The following is a 19,087-nucleotide window of genomic DNA, read 5'->3' as shown; positions in this document are numbered from 1 at the left end:
ATGCCCGCGCCACGAACCCAGGCCGCCATAGCCGCGCCGTCAGCCACCACCGAGCCCGTGCCGGGCGCAGCCCCGAAGTCCTCCACCCATTCCAAAGTCATCCTCATCACCGGCGCGAGCAGCGGCATCGGCCGTGCCACCGCGCAACGCCTGGCCCGCGAGGGTCACCACGTAGTACTCGGTGCCCGTCGCGAGGACCGACTGATCGAGGTCGCGCAGGAGATCGAGGCCGCCGGCGGCAAGGCCGAGGTGTGCCGCCTCGACGTGACCGACCGGGTGGCCGTCACCGCCTTCGTGAACGCGGCCGCCGAACGGCACGGCCGGATCGACGTCATCATCAACAACGCCGGAATCATGCCCCTCTCCCGCCTCGACGCCCTCCAGGCCGATGACTGGGACCGCATGATCGACGTGAACGTACGCGGCCTCCTCCATGGGATCGTCGCCACCTTGCCCCACTTCCAACGTCAGGACAGCGGCCACTTCATCACCGTTGCCTCGATCGGCGCCCACCAGGTGGTGCCCACGGGCGCCGTCTATTGCGCCACGAAGTACGCCGCCTGGGCTCTCACCGAGGGCCTGCGCCTGGAACTCGAACCGAGCATCCGCGTCACCACGGTCTCCCCAGGTGTCGTGGAATCCGAACTGGCCGACTCGATCACTGACGAGGCCGCCCGGGAGGCGATGCGGGCATACCGAGCGGACTCCATCCCGCCGAGCAGCGTCGCCGACGCCATCTCCTACGCGATCGGCCAGCCACCCGGCGTGGACGTCAACGAAATCGTCGTCCGCCCGGCCAGACAACGCTGACCGACACCGCAGCAGCGACCGACACCGCAACAGCGACCGGCGCCGCGACGGCGACCAGGAACAACCACTCGCCACCGCCCCTCCGGCCCGCAGCGTCAGGCGGTTCCCTCGGCTGCACCACCAGTTGTAGGTGGGGCCTGATCGGGTACGCGCACCGGCGGAACGGTTTCCCATACGCAAAGGAGGCGGGAGACGACGATGAGGGACTCAGAGGCCAGCGCGCAGGCCCGTCAGCAGGCGGCCCAGGTCCAGGTGGAGGTCACCGACTGCCGGGCCGAGGACGCACACACGGTGTTCGGCGCGCTGAACGCGCTGTTCACCTCCAACCGGGCGACCGAGGACGTGCCTCGTGGCTCACCCGGCATGCAGCCGACGGTATGGGCAGCGTCCGTTGACGTATCGGAGGCTCCCGCCGAGGTGGAGCCACGCCGGCTGACCGAGCCGGTGACGGTCACCCTGCAGGGCGGCTACCAGGCGGTACACCGCCTGCACGCGGGCTTGGCCCGCACGTTCGCCGTCCAGGACGTCGGCTCGGCCTCCGGTGATCAGGAGAAGGAGGTACAACTCCGGCTGCGCACACGGAAGGTGCCTTCGTAGGCTGCCGCCGGGCCGTTGGCCGAAGTCCCTGCGGGTGCCTGCCGTGCAGGAAATTCCGATCGTTCAGTGCAGTTCCAGGCCGAGCTGCTTCTCCAGTGTGGTCGCCTGTTCAGGCGTGGCGAAAAGGTAGTACGAGTCGTAGTTGCTGGGCCGGATGCGCACGAATTGGACCACGTGGAACCGGCGTGGGTCGTCCTCGGGGTCGGGATCGAGGTGATCGATGAACTCCAAGATCGCCAGATGGTCCAGGTAGTCGTCCGACTGATGCTCGGTCTGCTGGGTCACCAGAACACCGTTGCGCTTGAACTCCAGGACCTCACCGAGCTTCTCGTCCTCACGCAGCTGCACGTCGGTGATGGTGACCGCGCCCTCGGTGAGCGCCTCGGCGTCCGCCAGGAACCATGCGTAGCTCCCCTCGAGGTCGTCGACATCGTCCCCATGGGCCGATATCGCCACCCCGAACGCTTCGAGTGCGTCCGGCACTTCATGGGGTGGCAGCTCATGGTGCGCAAAGTCGGCGTACTCGGCGAGGACGCGGTCGACCTTCTCCTGCGACACCATGCCCATCCGCGCCAGCAGCGCTCCCACGTGCGCGTACGTGGTCGCCCTGAACCAGACCAGCACGTCCTGGAGGCTGCCCTCCGCAAGGCCGTTCTCCTCAAGGAACAGCTCCCGCAGGCACCCCAGCGGAATCGCCACGCCCCCGACCCGCTTGTCCGGCTGGTCGATGAACGGCACCTCGGTCCACGGGCTCTCCCGCGACCCCGGGGCCCCGGGCCCGGCATCCGGATCGAACGGTATGTACTGCCACACCGCGCCCTTGACGCGGCGAATCACCTCTCCCAGATACCAGCAGACGCCCTGCACAAACGGATCGTTCCGGGCGGCGTCGAACTCCTCCACCGTGGCGAAGCGCTGCCGCACCACGGATTCCAGCCAGTCCAACGTGTCGGGGTGGAAATCCCGTCTCCAAGCTCCGTTGAAAGCGTCCTCGGCCCACGCGGAGAGTGCCTTGTTCCGCTCGTCCAGCCAGGCGGTCAGCACCGGATCCTCAGGCATCGGCACCGCGGGGTCCACCCGCGGTGTGTGCTCCTTGACCGGCTTCCACCCCGGCACCGCGTCCTGCAGTGCGGACACCGCTTGCCGCAGCCGCTCCACCTCATTGGCGAACGCGTTACCGGTACGGACCCGGAGGGCGTGCGCTATCAGCAACCTCGGTGCAATGGGGGAGAGTTCGAGGTCCGGGTCCGGCCAGACGACCGGCTGCCCCGGACGCTCGTCGACCGGCCGGGTGTTCCAGCCCCAACCGCCGCCCGCTGTGCCGAGCAGGACCTCACCGAGATAGGCCATCGCGCTCTCCACGAACTCCGCCCGCTTCTCGGGCTCTTGAACGGAGTCGTGGTGCTCCAGCAGGCGAGCCTCCAAAGTCTCCAGCGACTCGGGGGAGTAGTCGAAGGGAACGCTCCTGCCGAGGAGCACCTTTTCCAACAGCAGCAGCTGATACGGCAGATCGCCGATCCACTGCTGAAGCAGCTCCTGCGGGGAGTTTTCCGGCTGTGTCTCAGGCACCATGCGGACACTGTAGGGGCGACCACTGACAGTGCCCGTTCTCGCAGATGAAGGCCCGCCCGAGGTGACTGACGCCAGCTACTGGGCCGGCCACCTCCCAGGCGCCGTATATCGATATACCGGACATGGGCATGAAGGGGCTGCGTAGTCGGAGTGGGGTCCTGCTCGCAGGTCAGGCGCCTGGAGCGGCCGTCGGCAGGTCAGATATCGGTCATGTCTCGGTGCGGCCACGCCTTGGGTGGTGCCGCACCTCTCCGGCCCTCTGGCGTTGACCGAAACCCATAGTATTAGGTAAGCCTTACCTTCATTGCTTGCCCTTTCCGCCTGGAGCTCGACGTGCCATCGCTGTCCGCAACCACCGCCGCAGATCCTTCCCCACGGCTGCGGCTGCACGACTCGTGGTGGGCCGTCGGCGCCGCTGGCCTGCTGGCCGCTCTCGCCCTCACCTTCTGCCTGTGGGCCTCCGCCCACCTGCACCCCGACCCCGCTCTGCACAGGGCGGCACTCTTCGTCCACCTGGCTTCCATGGCGCTGGGATTCGGCGCGGTCCTGGTGATCGACTACTACGGTCTGCTGTGGCTGACCGGCAGATGCACCCTCGCCGAAGCGCTCACCACGGCCGACCGGCTCCACCCGCCGGTCTGGGCGGGCCTCGCCGGCCTGGTCGGCAGCGGCGCGCTGCTCCACCCCGACCTCGGCTCCGCCCTCACCCGCACCAAGCTGGCCCTCGTCCTCGTCCTCACCCTCAACGGTCTCCAGGCCCGGGTCCTCGCCCGGCACCTGGCCCGCCCGGCGGCAACGGCGCGTCCTGCGGCACCAGCACTGAGGCCGCGGACCGCGTGGTGGGGCGCCGCCACCGCAGCGGTGTCTCAAGTGTGCTGGTGGGGAGCGGTCGCCATAGGGTTCCTCAACAGCCGGCACTGAGCGGCGACGCCGTCCGGGAAGAGCACCGCAACCGGTCGCCTTGGCCCATCCGTCCCATCCGGCCCATCCGGCGCGTCGAGCTCATCCCCTCGTCCGGCTCATCCGGCTCATCCGGCCGATCCGGCCCCGCCGCCCATCATGCGGAGCATGTCGCGTCCGCCGGTACGGAAGAAGCGGATGAGGAGGGCGGCGGCCAGCAGGAGGAAGGCGATGTTGAGCCAGGTGGTGTAGTTCCAAGTGACGCCCTCCATAGGGACCTTGGCGTCGGACTGGTCGGGGATGAGGCCGAGGCCGCCGAAGGCGAACTCGACGGCGTAGCCGGCGATGACGGTGGCGAGGTAGAAGGTGCCGAGGAGGAAGAGGGCCATCCTGGCGCCGTAATACTTCCGGTAGATGTTGAGGATCGGCAGGATCAGCAGGTCCGCGAAGATGAAGGCGACGACGCCGCCGAAGCTGATGCCGCCCTTCCACAGCACGACCGCGAGCGGGACGTTGCCGATCGAGCAGACGAACGAGGCGATCGCGACCAGCGGGCCGATGACGGGCCCCCACAGCTTGGCGGCCAGCGGGTGGCCTTCGAAGAAGAAGCTGCGCCAGAACGCGTCCGGTACCCAGGCGGCGATGGCACCGGCGATGAGCAGGCCGAGCACTAGGTCCCGGACGATCGCCGCCCACTCCATGACGAACACATGGCTCGTGGCGGTGAGGCCCTCACCGGACAGCAGTCGTCGGGCGAAGGAGCCTTGGCGCCGTACGGACATGTCCATCGCGGCGTGGCCCTCCATGGACCCGGCCAGGCCGCGTTCGGCCTGCCCCCGCGCCCGCCGGAGGAGCCCGTCAGGTAGCAGCAGGCGGAACAGTGCGGCCAGCACGACGATCATGACGGGCCCGCCGACGAACTCCGCGGCCGTGAATTGCCAGCCCATGAGCAGCGCGAGGATGACCCCGAGCTCGATGACCAGGTTGGTGGAGGCGATCTCGAAAGCCATGGCGGAGGTGAAGTGCGCGCCCTTGCGGAACAGGGAACGGGCCAGCGCGACCGCGGCGTAGGAGCACGAGGAGGACGCCGCGCCCAGGCCGGCGGCGAGCGCGAGGGTGCGGGGCCGGTCATCGCCCAGCAGCGAGACCACGGTGGATTTGCGGACGACTGCCTGGACCACGGCGGACAGGGCGAAGCCCAGGATCAGGGCCCAGGTGATCTCCCAGGTCATGGAACCGGCGATCGACAGCGCATGCAGTACGGAGTGGACCATCCCTGAAGCCTTCCCGCGGCAGGACGGGACGGGGGTGATCGACACGGCTGAGGTGGGGGAAGCGGGTGCCGGGTGGCGGGTGGCGAGTCAGTGGGACGGCTTCGCGTACGGGCAGATCCTGACCCGCAGATCGTCACGCACCCGAGCCACCCGAGCCGCCCCCGCGGCCCGAGTCGCCCCCGTCGCCCGAGCCTCCCGGGTCACTCCGGTCGTCGTCCGGTGCGTCCTCCAGCAGGTGGGGCCCGTTGTTGCGGACGTCGTTGACGGCGGGGGAGACCGCGCGGGCGTTGAGGTGGCCGTCGGCGGGGGTGGTCAGGAGGGCGCGTAGCTCTTCGGGGTCCTGGTGGAGGGGGTCGAGCCAGGCGTCGTAGTGGGCGGGGGCGATGGCCAGCGGCATGCGAGGGTGGACCCGGCCGGCCGCATCGGTGGCCTCGGTGGTGATGATGGTGCAGGTCGTCCACCAGGCCGCCGGATCGTCGTCGGCCACGTCCGGGTCGCGCCAGAACTCGTACAGACCCGCCATCGCCATCGGCTGCCCGTCCTCAGGGCTGATGAAGTACGGCTGCTTGCGCGGCTTGGCCCTCCCCTCCACGGGGATCGCCTGCCACTCGTAGAAGCCGTCCGCGGGCAGCAGACAGCGGCGCTTGGCGAAGGCACGGCGGTAGGCCGGCTTCTCGTGGACGGTCTCCACCCGCGCATTGATCATCTTCGCGCCGACGCCCACGCTCTTCGCCCAGGACGGCACCAGCCCCCACCGCAGCGCCCGCAGCTGCCGCGCCACCTCGCCCGTCCGCCGATCAGGGCGTTCCAGCACCGCCCACACGTCATCGGTGGGCGCGACGTTCCAGCTCGGCGCGAGCAGCTGCTCCGGGTTCCACCGGCTGACGTGAAACAGCCCGGCCAGATCCTGCGGGCTGCGCGTGGCAACGTATCGACCGCACATACCTCCACTGTGGCATGTGTGCCCCATGAGGGGTGTGCTAATGGTTGTGGCGTTTGGTCCGTATGCCGAAGAGAGGTCACTCCCAGGTCGCGGATTCCGGGTCGACGCCGTGGGTCTCGGCATTGGCGAAGATGATGTCGCGCAGCCAGACGGTCAGGCCTGGGGCGAGCGCGTCGTAGTACTCGGAATAACCGGGTTCGCTGACGTACAACCGCCCGATACACGCCTGCCTCGCGTGCGGACAGTCGAAGTACGTGGAGATCAGCGCGCGGTGTCGTTCTGCGAGGGCATTCGCCTCGGCGGAACCCGGGGCGACGCCGGCGCGGCACGCAGCGGCGAGATCCGCGTTCAGGGCGTCCGTCGCGACCGCGACCCCTTTCCAGTCCTCCGGTGTCATCTCGGCTGCCCGCTCGGCGTATTGCGCCCACTGCGCGCTCTCGCCCCAGCGTTCCTCGGCCTCCTCCACCCAGGCGGGTTGCCAGTCGGCGCCGAAGATTTCGACCTGCTGCTCCGGAGTCAATTGCATTCCTGTCTTGGACGCCTCCATCATGCGATCGACCGCGTCGACCATCTTCTGCAGGCGGGAAATGCGCTCCACGAGTTGTGACCGCTGCCGGCGCAGATGGTCGCGCGCACGGGTGTCGGGGGCGTCCAGGATCCGTCCGATCTCGGCGAGCGGAATTCCAAGCTCCCTGTACACCAGGACCCGGTGGATACGGGCGACATCGTCGCCGGAGTAGACCCGGTAGCCGGCCCAGGTGCGGCCGCTCGGGCGGACGAGTTCGATCGCGTCCCAGTGGTGCAGTGTCTTCACGCTGACCCCGACCAGCGCAGCCGTCCGGCCAACGGTGAGGCCCTCGGGGCCAATCGGTTCGGCCGGTTCGGCGCCTTCCGCGCGAAGGGCCGATTCCCACTCATGGGCGTCGCTCTGCATCGACTCAGCGTCTCACGTCCTCTCACCTCGTCGAAAGCGAGCCCAAGCCAGGCACGCCGCGCCCGGAGCGCCCGGAGCCACCACCCGGAGGCCACCACCCTTGCTGCGACCGACCGACCGACTGCCCGACAGACCGGCTGTCTGGCTGATCGACCATCTGCCCCCGCGCAGGCGGAAATTGCGGCCTCGGTAGAGTGTGCGATATGCCGAAACACCTGTTATTCGTGACCCTTGCCGGGCACGGGCATGTCAACCCCACCCTCCCGCTGGTCGAGGAACTCGTGCGGCGGGGACACCGAGTGGACTACGCCACCAGCGCGGAACACTCCGAAGCAGTCATCCGGGCGGGCGCGCGTTGGGTGGAGCTGCCGTCATGGGAAATGATGACGCCACCGCGCGAGTTCGGTCCCGCGGAGATCGCGAACTTCATGCGTCACATGTTCACGGCGATGCGCGCGGCCTACCCCGTGCTGCAGGAGCACTGCCTGAACGAGTTGCCGGACGCGATCTGTTACGACGCGATGAACTGGTCGGCCCGCGTCGTCGCCGAGAAGCTGGGCATTCCCGCCGTCCGCTGCATACCCAACTTTGCCTCCAACGAGACGTTTTCGCTCTTCGCCAACTTCATGAAGAGCCACGGCGGCGGCGACCACACCGACCCCAACGCCGACTCCAACGTCGACTCGCACGCCAACACCAACACCGACTCCCACACCCTCACCAATCCCTTCGCCGCGGCCCTCGGCCCCGAGTGTGCGGAATTCTCCGCCGAACACGGTGTTGAGCTCGACCCGCAACACCTCATGGATGTGACGGAGAAGCTCAACCTGGTGTTCATTCCGCGGGAGTTCCAGCCGGCGGGGGACTCCTTCGACGAACGCTTCCACTTCATCGGTCCCTCGCTGGGCAGCCGCGAGCAGGACGAACCGTGGTCGCCCGCCGACCCCGACGCCCCCGTGCTGTTCATCTCGCTGGGCACGGTGTTCAACGACCGTCCCGAGTTCTACCGCGCATGCATCGAGGCATTCGGTCAGGGCCCGTACCAAGTGGCCATGACCGTGGGCAACGTAGACCTCGCAGAACTCGGCGATATCCCGCCCACCATCGACGTACGTCCCCGCTTTCCGCAACCGGCGGTGCTCCGTCACGCGGACGCCTTCGTCTCCCACACCGGCATGAACTCCACGATGGAGGCGCTGTATTACGGGGTCGGTCTGATCGCGGTCCCACAGATGCCCGAACAGGCCGCCAACGCCGGGCGCGTACAGGAACTGGGGCTGGGTGAGCAACTGGACGCTGCGACGGTGACGGCCGAGTCGTTGCGTGCCGCGGTCACCCGCGTTGCCTCCGACCCCACGGTACGCGCCAACCTCGACCGGATGCGCAAGGTCGTCCGGGAGAGCGGCGGCGCCGCCCGCGGCGCGGACGTGGTCGAGGACTATCTGCGCTGACCGCTACGGCATGAACTGGTTCGGACCGGCCCAACTGGGCCGTTGCCCAGGCCAGTTGAAGTCCGCCCAGCGGTCGAGGGCGGGAGTGTGCAACGGGCGACATCTCCAACGCCCGTCGCACACCCCGCCCTCCAGGGTGGAGCCCCTCGCTCCACTCCGCCTGCCCTGCCCGGCGTTCAGCCATGCGCCTTGGTTTGGATGAGGTTGGGGCAATACCTCAGGCGGGGACGGGCTGCGCGTCGGGAGCTCGGTCGAGTTGCTCCAGGCGCTTGATCAGGCGGCGTACGAGGAGCAGCGGGAGCACGCCGAACACGCCGAACGACATGTCGAGGACCGACCACCAGAAGGGGATCCCGCGGACCGGCCCGCAGATGAGGGCGAGCGGGATGATTCCGGCGCAGGCGATCATGCCGAACTCGATGACCCAGATGTTGCGCACGGGATCGCGGTACGGCCCGTAGAAGGCGACGGCGATGACGAGGTGGGCGAAGGCCAGCCAGTCGGTGCCGTAGAGCACGAACGGGTACTTCGCGTCGGTGGCGTCGAGGCCGTCGCGAACACGCTCGATCCAATCGGCGAGCCCAGGCAGCGCCTCGCCGACGGACGAGGCCCAGGACGTCAGTGCGCCGTGGACCAGATGCAGTTCGGTGACGAGGGGAAAGGCCGTGAGCCCGCTCAGCACCAGGCAGATGATGAAGATGACCAGCCACACGCGTATGCGCCGTAGTAGCGCTCTTCGCTCGCTCATGCCCGGAGCGTACGCCGGGGTTTACCGCGCCTTTACCCCGCCCTGCTGAGTGCGTGGGCGACTGCGTACGGGATGATGGTGGCGGTCTGCCCGGAGGCCGAGCGTCGCGGTGCTGCCGGCTCCCGTCGTGTGGTCGGTCGGGTCCGACGGTGGTCAGCAGGCCGGGAAAATGCGTCGAATGTGGAATGCATCTTTGACAGGGTCATGGGCGCCTTGCACACGCCGCGAAAGGAAAGTCCGTGCCTCGTGCCGTCACGTTGATCCGTTCCGCCTCCCTGTCCGATGTCGCCGAGTACGCCTACGCGGCCACGGCCCCCGCCGAGTCCCGGCTGATCTTCCTCGCCGGGGCGTGCCCGCTGAACGAGGACGGTTCCACCGCGGCGATCGGGGACGTGGCAGGGCAGGCGGCCAAGGCCGTCGAGAACCTGCGGACCGCGCTGGCCGACGCCGGGGCGGAGTTGCACGACGTCATCAGCACCCGGGTCCTGGTCGCCTCCAACCGCCAGGAGGACCTGGTCGCGGCGTGGGAGGTGGTCCGGGACGCGTTCGGTGATCACGACGTTCCGAGCACATTGATGGGCGTCACCGTGCTCGGCTACCACGACCAGCTCGTGGAGATCGAGGCCGTCGCCGCCGTCCTCGATTCCTGAAGCGCCGACCCAAGAGGGCCGCAAGGACCCGGTGACCGAGGCGCCCGCTGACCGGTGTCCGGTGAGCGGTGTCCGGCGCCGGTTGAATCCCTTTTCAACTTTCCTCCGTATACGTGATTGATGGATGGTTCGAGGGGGGCTCTGCGGAGGGGGACTGAGAAGGGAAGAGCATGGGAGTCCTCGAAAACCTGGCTCCCGCGCTGAGCCACAGCCGTCGTGACCGCTCGACGACGGGCCGGCGCAGGGACACGGACGATGACGACCACGATCGCCGTCGGCGTCGGCACCGGCGTCACGGAGGACACCGTCGTCACGACAGGAGCCATGGATGAAGGTAGGTGCTGAACACTCCTGCTGACTGTCGGCGGCCGGGCCCTCGCCCGGCCGCATCAGTCGGCGAGGCTGAGGAGTGAGGTGATATGAGCAGCGCGCGGCCGATCGCTTCCTCCCCCGGTGGCGCGCAAGGCGACGGCGGGGGAAAGGAGAAGGCGCGCCCTCCGGAGCGTCCTTCCCAGCGTCCTTCCGAGCACCCTTCCCTGCGCTCTTCCGTCAAATTCACCGACGGGATCACCTACGGGATCCCCAACGGAACCGGATGCGCAGCAAAGGCGGACGGAACCACGGGCGGCATCGTCGAGCCCGCTCCGCCGGTAGCCCTGCGGGACGTCTTCCGGCGCTTCTGGCCGTACACGCGGGGCGGGCGGCGCTGGCTGGTGGTGATCCTGGCGTTCGTCGTGCTGGGACCCGTCGTCGACGCGGCCGAGATCTGGCTCTTCAAGATCGTCATCGACGACATGCTGGTCCCGCGCAATCTGCACCTCCTCCTGCCGATCGCCCTCGCCTACCTCGCCTTCACGTTCTTCGCCGGCGTCCTCGCCTTCGCCGACGAGGTGACCTCCACCTGGGTCAGTGAACGCTTCCTGCTGGCCCTGCGGTCCGATCTCTTCCGCCACGTCGAAGGTCTGTCCCTGGGATTCTTCGAGCGGCGGCGGCTCGGTGACGTGCTCTCCCGGGTGACCGGGGACGTCGACGCGGTCGAGACGTTCCTGCTCTCCGGGATCGTCAACGCGATCGCCCAGGTGATGCGGCTCGGGATCTTCCTCGGCCTGCTGTTCTACCTCCGCTGGGAGCTGACCGTCCTCGCCCTCGTCATCGCGCCGCTGTTCTGGTGGACCGCCCGACGCTTCTCCCGGCGGGTGAAGGCCGCCTCGCGGGAGCGGCGGCGCCGCAGCGGCTCGGTCAGCGCGGTCACCGAGGAGGCTTTCGGCAACATCGTTCTCGTGCAGGCGTACAACCGGCAGCGGTGGGAGCACGGCCGGTTCGAGCGCGAGAACCTCGGACGGTTCCGGGCGGCCATGGCGTCGGCCCGTATCGGTGCGGTGTACGCCACGGTCATCGACGTCATCGAGCTGGCCGGCGCGCTGCTCGTGATGGGCCTGGGCACCTGGGAGCTGACCCAGGGCCGCCTCACCCTGGGCGGCCTGATGGTGTTCCTCACCCTGCTGAGCAGGCTCTACAGCCCGATCCGCGGCATCTCCGGCCTCAGCAACACCTTCTACTCGGCGTCCGCCGCCGCGGAGCGGATCATCGAACTGCTCGACCAGCGGCCCCAGGTCGTCCAGGCCACGGCCCCTCGGGAACTCGGGCACGCGCGCGGTGAGATCCGGTTCGACGACATCTCCTTCCGGTACCCGGGGACGACCAGGCCGGCCCTCTCCCGCGTCTCCTTCGGCGTCGCCCCGGGCGAGACCCTGGCACTGGTGGGGGCGAGCGGAGCCGGGAAGTCGACCGTCGCCAAACTGCTGCTCCGCTTCTACGACCCGGACCACGGAACCGTCCGCCTCGACGGGAACGACCTCCGCGATCTGCGCCTGGACGACCTGCGGAACAACGTCGCCGTACTGCTCCAGGAGACCTTGGTCTTCCACGGCACGGTGCGCGAAAACATCGCCTACGGCCGCCCCGACGCGAGCGAGGAAGACATCGTCGCGGCCGCTCACGCCGCGGACGCACACGGCTTCATCAGCCAACTTCCCGAGGGCTACGACACCGTGGTGGGCCAGCGCGGCCGGCTGCTCTCCGGCGGACAGCGGCAGCGCCTCGCCATCGCCCGCGCCATGATCCGTAACGCTCCCCTCCTCATCCTCGACGAGCCGACCACCGGCCTCGATGCGGAATCGGGCCGGCGCATCCTCGAACCACTGCGTCTGTTGATGAGCGGACGCACCACGATCCTCATCTCCCACAACCTGCTCACCGTCCGCGACGCCACCCAGATCGTGCTCCTTGAGGACGGCCACATCGCCGACCACGGCACGCACGACCAGTTGCTCGGCCGCAGTGCGTCGTACGCCCGGCTCTACCGGCTGCACGGGCCCGGCGATCCGCCGATGGCCGAGGTGCTGCGATGAGCCGTACGCCGCCCCCTGAAACCCCGCCGCTGACGGCCGGAACGACCGTGGCCCCGGGCTACGAGGTCCTTGCCCACCTCTGCCGCACCGGTTGGCTGGACCTCTACGACGCCTGGAGTCAGGAGCGGGAGTGCCGATGCGTGGTGAAAGTGCTGCGCCCGGACCGACAGGGCGAGGAGAGGCTGCGCGAGCGACTGCTGCAAGAGGGCCACTGGCTCCAGACCTTCACCCACCCACACCTGGCCCGCGCCTACGAAACGGGCGAAACCCCGGAACCATACGTCGTGTTGGAGACGCTCACCGGTGAGACCCTGGCCCACCTCGTCGAGCGCCGACAGCGCCGTCTGACCACCAACGACCTCGCCCTGCTCGGCCTGCACCTCTGCTCGGCGCTCCACTACCTGCACGGCAAGGGCCTGCTGCACCTGGACATCAAGCCGTCCAACATCGTGGTCGGCTGCCGCCGCGCAAGGGTCCTCGACCTGAGCATCGCCCGCCCACCGGGCCCCGCCCCGCCGGGCCTCGGCACCGTCAGCTACCTCGCCCCCGAGCAGGCGCGCGGCGGAATGCTCACCCCCGCGACCGACGTCTGGGGCCTCGGCAGCACGCTGTACGAGGCCGCCACGGGCGATGTCCCCTTCCCCGACACCGAGACCTATACCGACACCGACTCTGGCACCGACACGGACACCTATACCGGCACCGATCGGTACCCGCAGCTCGCCGAACGAGCCCCGTCCGTCAGCACACACCGGCGACTGCCCCACACCCTCGCCGCGGCGATCGACAGCTGCTTGTCCCCCGACCCGGGCGCCCGGCCTTCACTCGCTCAACTCGCAGCGGTACTGGACGGTCTGCTGCCACACGGCCGACGCGGAGTGGCGCTCCAGACATCGCCGAGGATCATGAACCATTCACCAGGCTCGTTACGTACACCAGACAACACCGAACACAGACAACGGACACCGTCCCAGACACAGACCCCAGCCACGGGCCCCAGACACAGAAACAGACACGGAAACAGACACAAACACCAGACGCCCCGGGAGGTCCCGATGCCTTCTCGCCCAGCTGAGGCTTCGCTGCGAGGAGTTGCCGCCGTCTGCGCGCTCCTCAGCGCGGTAGCTCATCTCCTCATCGTCCCCGAACACCTCAAAGAAGTGCCGTACATGGGAATCCTGTTCCTCATCGGCAGTGTGGCGCTTCTCGTCGCTGCGGCAGGTCTTGCGCGGCGGAACCCCGTACCGGCGTGGCTGCTCGGCACATTGGTCAGCGGCGGCATGGTTCTCGGCTTCGCGTTGTCCCGTACCGTCGGGCTGCCCAACTACCAGGAAGAAGGCTGGGACCCCCCTTACGGCGTGCTGTGCATGGTCGCCGAAGTGGCCTTCATCATCACCTTCATCGCCTGGTGCGGCGTCGCGAAGACGCGGACCCCGCCCGCCGAGATCACCCGACCCACCGCATCCGTGCACGCTGGGTAGCCACAGCCGGTACGTCGTGACCGCGCCGGCATGTCGTGACCGCGCCAACGGAGCCGTTACCCCGAGAGAGAATGAATGCGTGGTCTTCCGTAACCGCAGGGCAATCCCCTGGCCGGGGCGGACCGTACCCAAGGGTATGCAGAAGTTGCAGCTCCCGGTCGGACGCATCCCCGACGAGGCGCTGCTGGCTGGCCTGGCCACGGGGGATCCGGAGCTCGCCGTCACGTTCGTACGGCGATTCCGACACACGGTCTTCGGCGTCGCGCTCGCGGTCACCCGCGATCCGCAGCTGGCCGAGGACATCGCCCAGCAGACCTTCGAGCGTGCGTGGCGGCATGCGCAGGTCTACGACTCACGCCGTGGATCGGTGACGACCTGGTTGACGACCATCGCCCACAACCTCGCCATCGACGCCGTCCGGTCGCGTCGGCCGGAGCCGGTGGCCCCCGAAGACCTCGACGCGCTCCTCGGCGCGGTGACCGACACCCCCGAGGAACGGGCGCTCGCAGACGAGGCGTCGGCCGCCCTGCGGGCCGCCGTGGCGCAGTTGCCGCGCGAGCAGGCCCGTGCCCTGGTGATGGCGGGCATCTACGGAATGACCGCTCAGCAGGTCGCCGACCGGGAGGACATCCCACTGGGCACCGCCAAGACCCGGATCCGGACCGCCATGGGCAAACTACGCACCACTCTCACCTCGCCGCACCCCGCCCCTCCGCCCCCGACACATTCCGAAGCCACGAAGCCCGCCGATCCGCATCCCGCTCCGAAGCGGGACGGCCATGAATGAGGCGGCCATGAACAAGGACCTGACCTGCGAACAGCTGCACGAGATCGGTGCCGAGCTGGCCCTTGGCGTGCTCTCGGGCCGGGAGCGGGCCGAGGCCGCCGCTCACCTGGACCGTTGCGCGGACTGCCGGGAGCACATCGAGCAGCTCGCCCTCGTCGGCGACGGCCTGTTGTCCCTCCTGCCCGGCAGCGAGCCGCCGGCCGGCTTCGAAACCCGGGTGGCGCGGCGGCTGACCCAGGCGCAGGCCGCACGTGACGGACGCGAGACCGCGCGCGGCGCCGCGCTTCGGCCCACCCGAGTCCGCCGAGGCGTACGGCTACGGGTCGCGTCCGCGGCGGCCGTCATCGCGCTGGGCTTCGGGTTCGGCGGCTGGGCCGTCGGTACGGCCATCGAAAACCTGGCCGCCGGCCCCGCACCGCCCGTGCAGACCGCGGCGGGAATGCTACGGGCGAACCTGACCGCGGACGGTACGGACCATCGCCAACCGGTCGGCGAAATCTTCGCGCACCCCGGACCGCGCGGCTGGGTCTTCATGTCCGTCGACCTCGCCGACGCCGGTATCCGGTACAGCGGGAAGGTCATCTGCACACTGGAGCGTACCGACGGCACCACCGTCCGACTCGGCACCTTCAGCCTCCGCGGCGGCTACGCCTACTGGGGTGCCCCGAACTCCGTGAACACCTCCACGCTCGCGGGCGCCCGCCTGACCACGACCGACGGCCGGGTCCTCGCCACCGCGCACTTCACCGGGCGCTGATCACTCCCGCGGAAAGTGACGCTGCGTCCGATCCGGTGACACCGTGCATAGCGCAGTGTTGCTACGGGGATGCCATGCGGGCCGGAACCGGTCTTCAGAAAGGCATGATCATGCAGGTCAGCGTAGGTGACAGGTTGCTCATTCACGGGCGCATCGTCGGGCAGCGCGACCGGACCGCCGAGGTCATCGAGGTGCTGGGAGCACATGGCAGCCCGCCATATCGGGTGCGCTTCGAGGACGGTCACGAGACCATCATGTCCCCTGGCCCGGACACCGTGGTCCGGCCTTTCGCAACCGAGGCGTGAGCCGGGGGAGGAGGGGGCGGCCGGACGGATTGCGGATAAGGCTCGGGTGAGGGTCGTGGGCCGGGTAAGGTAACGCTCTTCGGGCGGCGTGAGCCCCTGGAGTCCCCAAGGCGTCTCCTCATGAATCTTCGGCCCGTAACTGCCCGTTCCGACGCCGCGATACGCAGCGCTTGGCGGCTGCCCGCCATCGACGCCGTGCGAGGGTGGCGGGCCCTGTGGTGGAACGTGGGGCCCGCCGGGGAACTGGCCGTCCTGTTGGTTCACCGGAGGTGTCTGAGCCGCTCTCGCTACGTCAAGGGGTGGATCGGGTGGCGGCCGGAAGCCCCGTTCAGTGGCGAACTGGTCACCGTCACGGCAGAGGGAGAGCGGCGCACGCCGTTGGAGAACATCCCGATCCGGCCCAGCCACCTGGTCCTGCTTCCGGAATCGCGATTCCTCATGGCCGCCGGCCGCACCTTCAGGCCCAAGACCGAAGAGGGGGCGACCGAGGGCGCCTGGATACCCAACGCCGTGGTGTTGTCGCCCTCCGGGAAACCCGAAGGCGAATTCTGCATCGGCGATGACCTCTCCACTCTGGTCGCCGACCGCCATGGGGGAATCTGGGCGGCCTACGGAGACGAGGGCATATACGGCGGCCACCCGGAGTCAGCGGCAGGTATGGCCGGCTGGAATGCCGAGGGCCATGCGATATGGACGCCCGAAGGGCGGCTCCCCGCCCACCCGTTGCAAGGTTGTACCGCCGCCACCGAGGGCGAACGGGTATGGCTGGTGTGGTACTCGGGCGGCGGACGCGGTGCCGGCACGTATCTGACCCGGATCACCCCGTCCACCGGCGAAGTGACCAGCTACCGCAGCCCTGTTGCCCACCCGGACGGGTTCGCCGTCCGCGGCCGACGCGCCGTGCTGACCGTCCGCAATCACCACCAGCGGTCCGTCGAACTCATCCGCGCCGAGCTCGACGACACCACCGCTTCTGCCGGCTCTACCGGCCGCAACGCCCCCAACGCGCCCAACACCCCCACCTGGACGGTGACCAGCCGTCGTAAGCTCCGCGTGCCCGGACGGGTCGTCATGCGCTGCGGCCAAGGCCGCGACGGCGTCCTGTGGCTCCGTACGGGGGACACCTGGCTGCGCATTGAGGCGTGAATGCCTGGCCGATGGCCTCGTGAGCAGCCTCAGACACCTTCGCTGGTCGAGGTCAGCCCAGGTTGTCGCCCCAGCCGCCCTGGATCATCGTTTGGAACGCCCACTTTCCGTCCTGCCTGAGCAGGATGTCGGCGTACCGCAGCTGTTGGGTCTCGCCCTGGATCGTCATGGTCGAGTCCGTGAAGACCACGGCGATGGCGGGGGAGAGGAAGACGGGCGTTCGTGTCGACTCGAACCCGATGTCCTCGCTGCCGTCCCCCATGACATGGGTCATCGTCGAAACGAACTGCTCGCGGTCCCACTGCGCCGAACGGCCGTTGCCGGCTGCGTCGTCACTCACGAGGTTGAGGGGGAAGACCGCCATCTCGGCCATCCGCTCGATGTTGCGCTTCGCGCTCTGGGCGTCGTACTCCGCGAACCAGGCATCCAGGCTCGCGCGGTCCTCGGTGGTGGGGACATAGCCGATCGGGGGCAGAACGGTCACGCTGGCTCCTCTTCAAGGCTTTTGGGCGCTCGTCGCGTCGGGCGGACGAAGAGCACATCAAGTTTGACTACGCGAGTGAGGGTAGGTCGGCAGGAGGCACCTAGTCAAACTTGAATAGCCGTCTTCTGGCGTGGGTGTGTGTCTCAGTGGTCGACGGTGACGACGATCTTGCCCACCTGGGTGCCCGCTTCCATGTACCGATGGGCTTCGGCGATGTCGTCCAACGGGAAGGTGCGGTCCACCAGCGGCCGGAACGCACCGGTGCGCAGGCCGGAGGAGACGAACGCCACGGCGCGGCGCAGGCGTTCCGGGTCGGCGGTCGTCTCCTGCGTGACGGTGTAGGTGCGCATGTTCAGGGCCGGCATGCCGAGTTCGAATCCGGGGTAGGGGGTCGGCTCGCCGCTCAGCGCGCCGTACAGGAAGAGCGTGCCATCCGGGGCGACCGCCTTGGCCAGGTCCACGACACCGGGACCGGCGATGGCGTCGAAGACGAACTCGGCGCCCCGGCCACCGGTCAGGTCGAGCACTCGCGCGGCGACGTCCTCCTCGTCAGTGACGATCACGTCGGCCGCTCCGGCCTTGAGCAGCGCGTCCTTCTTGGCGTTGGTGCGGGTCGTCGCGAGGGGTACCGCACCGACGCGGTGGGCGATCTGGATCGCGGCGAGTCCGACACTGCTGGAGGCGGCGGTCAGTACGACGGTGTCCCCGGCACGCATCCCGCCGACCTCCACCAGCGCCCCGTACGCGGTCAGGTACGGCATCCACACCGCGGCGCCCCCGACTGCGTCGAGCTCGTCGGGACGGTGTACTGCCGCGGACGCGGGGACGAGTGCGCGCTCGGCGTAGACGCCGTAGTCGTTCATCGAGAACGCGGGCACCACGCTGACCGGCTGGCCGACCTCGAATCCGGTGACGTGCGCACCTACGGCCTCGACCACGCCTGCGGCCTCGGTGCCGAGCCGGGCGGGGAACTCCCGTACGGGTTCGATGTAGTTGCCGTCGCGGAACAGCACCTCGGCACGGTTGAGGCCGATCGCGTCGACCCGGATCAGCAGCTCACCCTGGCCGGGTTCGCCGACCTCCACGTCCTCCAGTCGCAGGACTTCCGGGCCACCGTGCTCATGGAACCGCACTGCTCTGGTCATCATGCATTCCCCTATCCATGGACCCAAGGTAATTACCGCGAACGCGCCACCGCGTCGGCCTCACTCAAGCGGAAGGTACGACAGCTGTCAAACTTCGATGTGAGTCGTACTTTGATGAGTGCCATACTTCGCTGGACGTCATGGCACGGGCATGGGAGGTCAACGCGCGATGGCAGGAGCACGACGGAGCGGACAGGAGCGGGTCCCGCCCCACCCGGACATTCAGGAGATCAGCCTCCAGCAGGTGCTTGAGGCCCTGGTCGACCCGATACGCCGCCGGATCGTCCGTGAGTTGTACGCCGCTCGCCGGGAACTCGCCTGCGGCACGATCGACCTGCCGGTCAGCAAGTCGACCGCCACCCACCACTTCCATGTCCTGCGCGAGGCCGGCCTCATCAGGCAGTACTACGCGGGCACTTCGCGCATGAACGCACTGCGCAGCGATGAGTTCGAGCCAGCCTTCCCGGGACTTCTCCGCGTCCTCATGGAGCAGCGCGAGGGGGACTGAAGGTGCCGTGTCGTGCCCCGGCAAGGCTGCACCGCCGGTGGCACGACATACGTGTTCTTTCAGTCCCCGGGAGGGCGCGCCCGCTCCCTCCTAGATGAATGAGTCCTATGTTCATGCTGGCCGCGACCATGGCGAAGGGCGCCCGTTGGCTCGTGTGTGACGACAAACCTGGACGCCCTTCTGG

19 protein-coding genes are annotated in these 19,087 nt (G+C 68.6%); 12 read left to right on the top strand and 7 right to left on the bottom strand.

Annotation, left to right across the window (positions count from 1 at the left end):
- Both ACGF4C_RS08960 and ACGF4C_RS08955 read left to right on the top strand, forming a co-directional pair.
- Positions 1–810, top strand: a complete 810-nt coding sequence (locus ACGF4C_RS08960; protein WP_393564562.1) for an SDR family oxidoreductase — start codon at positions 1–3, stop codon at positions 808–810.
- A gap of 198 nt (positions 811–1,008) precedes the next feature.
- On the top strand, positions 1,009–1,407 hold the full coding sequence (locus ACGF4C_RS08955) for a hypothetical protein (RefSeq protein ID WP_393564560.1): 399 nt from the start codon (positions 1,009–1,011) through the stop codon (positions 1,405–1,407).
- A 63-nt stretch (positions 1,408–1,470) separates the two neighbouring features.
- Here ACGF4C_RS08955 and ACGF4C_RS08950 read toward each other — a convergent pair whose 3' ends face one another.
- Positions 1,471–2,979 carry a hypothetical protein gene (locus tag ACGF4C_RS08950; RefSeq protein WP_393564558.1) on the bottom strand — a complete coding sequence of 503 codons (1,509 nt, stop codon included), beginning with the start codon at positions 2,977–2,979 and terminating at the stop codon, positions 1,471–1,473.
- Positions 2,980–3,312: 333 nt separating this feature from the next.
- On the opposite strand from ACGF4C_RS08950, the gene ACGF4C_RS08945 reads away from it, so the two are divergent.
- Positions 3,313–3,900, top strand: coding sequence for a hypothetical protein (locus ACGF4C_RS08945; RefSeq protein WP_393564557.1), 588 nt, complete (start codon positions 3,313–3,315; stop codon positions 3,898–3,900).
- A 107-nt stretch (positions 3,901–4,007) separates the two neighbouring features.
- Here ACGF4C_RS08945 and ACGF4C_RS08940 read toward each other — a convergent pair whose 3' ends face one another.
- The 3 genes from ACGF4C_RS08940 to ACGF4C_RS08930 all read right to left on the bottom strand — a co-directional run bounded on the left by ACGF4C_RS08940 (position 4,008) and on the right by ACGF4C_RS08930 (position 7,030).
- Positions 4,008–5,153, bottom strand: coding sequence for a permease (locus ACGF4C_RS08940; protein ID WP_393564556.1), 1,146 nt, complete (start codon positions 5,151–5,153; stop codon positions 4,008–4,010).
- A 133-nt stretch (positions 5,154–5,286) separates the two neighbouring features.
- Positions 5,287–6,096, bottom strand: a complete 810-nt coding sequence (locus ACGF4C_RS08935) for an SOS response-associated peptidase (RefSeq protein ID WP_393564555.1) — start codon at positions 6,094–6,096, stop codon at positions 5,287–5,289.
- A 76-nt stretch (positions 6,097–6,172) separates the two neighbouring features.
- A complete protein-coding gene (locus ACGF4C_RS08930; protein WP_393564553.1) occupies positions 6,173–7,030 on the bottom strand; it encodes a MerR family transcriptional regulator in 858 nt (285 codons plus the stop codon).
- A 224-nt stretch (positions 7,031–7,254) separates the two neighbouring features.
- On the opposite strand from ACGF4C_RS08930, the gene ACGF4C_RS08925 reads away from it, so the two are divergent.
- Positions 7,255–8,481 (top strand): macrolide family glycosyltransferase, encoded by a 1,227-nt coding sequence (locus ACGF4C_RS08925; protein ID WP_393564551.1) that lies wholly within the window; start codon positions 7,255–7,257, stop codon positions 8,479–8,481.
- Positions 8,482–8,698: 217 nt separating this feature from the next.
- On the opposite strand, the gene ACGF4C_RS08920 is transcribed toward ACGF4C_RS08925, so the two are convergent.
- Positions 8,699–9,229 (bottom strand): hypothetical protein, encoded by a 531-nt coding sequence (locus ACGF4C_RS08920; protein ID WP_393564549.1) that lies wholly within the window; start codon positions 9,227–9,229, stop codon positions 8,699–8,701.
- Between the two features lie 239 nt (positions 9,230–9,468).
- On the opposite strand from ACGF4C_RS08920, the gene ACGF4C_RS08915 reads away from it, so the two are divergent.
- The 7 genes from ACGF4C_RS08915 to ACGF4C_RS08885 all read left to right on the top strand — a co-directional run bounded on the left by ACGF4C_RS08915 (position 9,469) and on the right by ACGF4C_RS08885 (position 16,766).
- Entirely contained in the window at positions 9,469–9,879 is a 411-nt protein-coding gene (locus ACGF4C_RS08915) for a Rid family hydrolase (protein ID WP_362139274.1), read from the top strand.
- Positions 9,880–10,298: 419 nt separating this feature from the next.
- Entirely contained in the window at positions 10,299–12,290 is a 1,992-nt protein-coding gene (locus tag ACGF4C_RS08910) for an ABC transporter ATP-binding protein (protein ID WP_393564547.1), read from the top strand.
- Entirely contained in the window at positions 12,287–13,771 is a 1,485-nt protein-coding gene (locus ACGF4C_RS08905) for a serine/threonine-protein kinase (protein WP_393564545.1), read from the top strand. Before ACGF4C_RS08910 ends, ACGF4C_RS08905 begins: the two co-directional genes overlap by 4 nt.
- Before the next feature lie 136 nt (positions 13,772–13,907).
- Entirely contained in the window at positions 13,908–14,558 is a 651-nt protein-coding gene (locus tag ACGF4C_RS08900; RefSeq protein ID WP_393564543.1) for an RNA polymerase sigma factor, read from the top strand.
- A gap of 7 nt (positions 14,559–14,565) precedes the next feature.
- Positions 14,566–15,315 (top strand): hypothetical protein, encoded by a 750-nt coding sequence (locus tag ACGF4C_RS08895; RefSeq protein WP_393564542.1) that lies wholly within the window; start codon positions 14,566–14,568, stop codon positions 15,313–15,315.
- 110 nt (positions 15,316–15,425) lie between these two features.
- Positions 15,426–15,620, top strand: coding sequence for a DUF1918 domain-containing protein (locus tag ACGF4C_RS08890; RefSeq protein ID WP_393564996.1), 195 nt, complete (start codon positions 15,426–15,428; stop codon positions 15,618–15,620).
- 120 nt (positions 15,621–15,740) lie between these two features.
- Positions 15,741–16,766: a hypothetical protein gene (locus tag ACGF4C_RS08885; protein WP_393564540.1), complete on the top strand. Its 1,026-nt coding sequence runs from the start codon at positions 15,741–15,743 to the stop codon at positions 16,764–16,766.
- 52 nt (positions 16,767–16,818) lie between these two features.
- Here ACGF4C_RS08885 and ACGF4C_RS08880 read toward each other — a convergent pair whose 3' ends face one another.
- Together ACGF4C_RS08880 and ACGF4C_RS08875 are read right to left on the bottom strand one after the other, a co-directional pair.
- The gene (locus tag ACGF4C_RS08880) at positions 16,819–17,250 is read right to left on the bottom strand and encodes a nuclear transport factor 2 family protein (protein WP_393564539.1); all 432 of its coding nucleotides are present in this window, start codon (positions 17,248–17,250) and stop codon (positions 16,819–16,821) included.
- Between the two features lie 143 nt (positions 17,251–17,393).
- On the bottom strand, positions 17,394–18,395 hold the full coding sequence (locus ACGF4C_RS08875) for a zinc-dependent alcohol dehydrogenase family protein (RefSeq protein WP_393564538.1): 1,002 nt from the start codon (positions 18,393–18,395) through the stop codon (positions 17,394–17,396).
- A 169-nt stretch (positions 18,396–18,564) separates the two neighbouring features.
- On the opposite strand from ACGF4C_RS08875, the gene ACGF4C_RS08870 reads away from it, so the two are divergent.
- Positions 18,565–18,903 carry an ArsR/SmtB family transcription factor gene (locus ACGF4C_RS08870; RefSeq protein ID WP_393564536.1) on the top strand — a complete coding sequence of 113 codons (339 nt, stop codon included), beginning with the start codon at positions 18,565–18,567 and terminating at the stop codon, positions 18,901–18,903.
- Positions 18,904–19,087 lie beyond the last annotated feature (184 nt).

The sequence above is a fragment of the Streptomyces sp. NPDC048197 genome, assembly GCF_043202395.1.
GTDB lineage: Bacteria > Actinomycetota > Actinomycetes > Streptomycetales > Streptomycetaceae > Streptomyces > Streptomyces siderophoricus.
This window is presented reverse-complemented; position numbering and strand designations above follow the sequence as displayed.

What these genes read in the sequence shown, in the direction of transcription:
- ACGF4C_RS08960 (WP_393564562.1), top strand. Translation starts at nt 1, where the DNA reads ATGCCCGCGCCACGAACCCAGGCCGCCATAGCCGCGCCGTCAGCCACC.
- ACGF4C_RS08955 (WP_393564560.1), top strand. Translation starts at nt 1,009, where the DNA reads ATGAGGGACTCAGAGGCCAGCGCGCAGGCCCGTCAGCAGGCGGCCCAG.
- ACGF4C_RS08950 (WP_393564558.1), bottom strand. Translation starts at nt 2,979, where the DNA reads ATGGTGCCTGAGACACAGCCGGAAAACTCCCCGCAGGAGCTGCTTCAG.
- ACGF4C_RS08940 (WP_393564556.1), bottom strand. Translation starts at nt 5,153, where the DNA reads ATGGTCCACTCCGTACTGCATGCGCTGTCGATCGCCGGTTCCATGACC.
- ACGF4C_RS08935 (WP_393564555.1), bottom strand. Translation starts at nt 6,096, where the DNA reads ATGTGCGGTCGATACGTTGCCACGCGCAGCCCGCAGGATCTGGCCGGG.
- ACGF4C_RS08930 (WP_393564553.1), bottom strand. Translation starts at nt 7,030, where the DNA reads ATGCAGAGCGACGCCCATGAGTGGGAATCGGCCCTTCGCGCGGAAGGC.
- ACGF4C_RS08920 (WP_393564549.1), bottom strand. Translation starts at nt 9,229, where the DNA reads ATGAGCGAGCGAAGAGCGCTACTACGGCGCATACGCGTGTGGCTGGTC.
- ACGF4C_RS08910 (WP_393564547.1), top strand. Translation starts at nt 10,299, where the DNA reads ATGAGCAGCGCGCGGCCGATCGCTTCCTCCCCCGGTGGCGCGCAAGGC.
- ACGF4C_RS08905 (WP_393564545.1), top strand. Translation starts at nt 12,287, where the DNA reads ATGAGCCGTACGCCGCCCCCTGAAACCCCGCCGCTGACGGCCGGAACG.
- ACGF4C_RS08900 (WP_393564543.1), top strand. Translation starts at nt 13,908, where the DNA reads ATGCAGAAGTTGCAGCTCCCGGTCGGACGCATCCCCGACGAGGCGCTG.
- ACGF4C_RS08895 (WP_393564542.1), top strand. Translation starts at nt 14,566, where the DNA reads ATGAACAAGGACCTGACCTGCGAACAGCTGCACGAGATCGGTGCCGAG.
- ACGF4C_RS08890 (WP_393564996.1), top strand. Translation starts at nt 15,426, where the DNA reads ATGCAGGTCAGCGTAGGTGACAGGTTGCTCATTCACGGGCGCATCGTC.
- ACGF4C_RS08885 (WP_393564540.1), top strand. Translation starts at nt 15,741, where the DNA reads ATGAATCTTCGGCCCGTAACTGCCCGTTCCGACGCCGCGATACGCAGC.
- ACGF4C_RS08875 (WP_393564538.1), bottom strand. Translation starts at nt 18,395, where the DNA reads ATGACCAGAGCAGTGCGGTTCCATGAGCACGGTGGCCCGGAAGTCCTG.
- ACGF4C_RS08870 (WP_393564536.1), top strand. Translation starts at nt 18,565, where the DNA reads ATGGCAGGAGCACGACGGAGCGGACAGGAGCGGGTCCCGCCCCACCCG.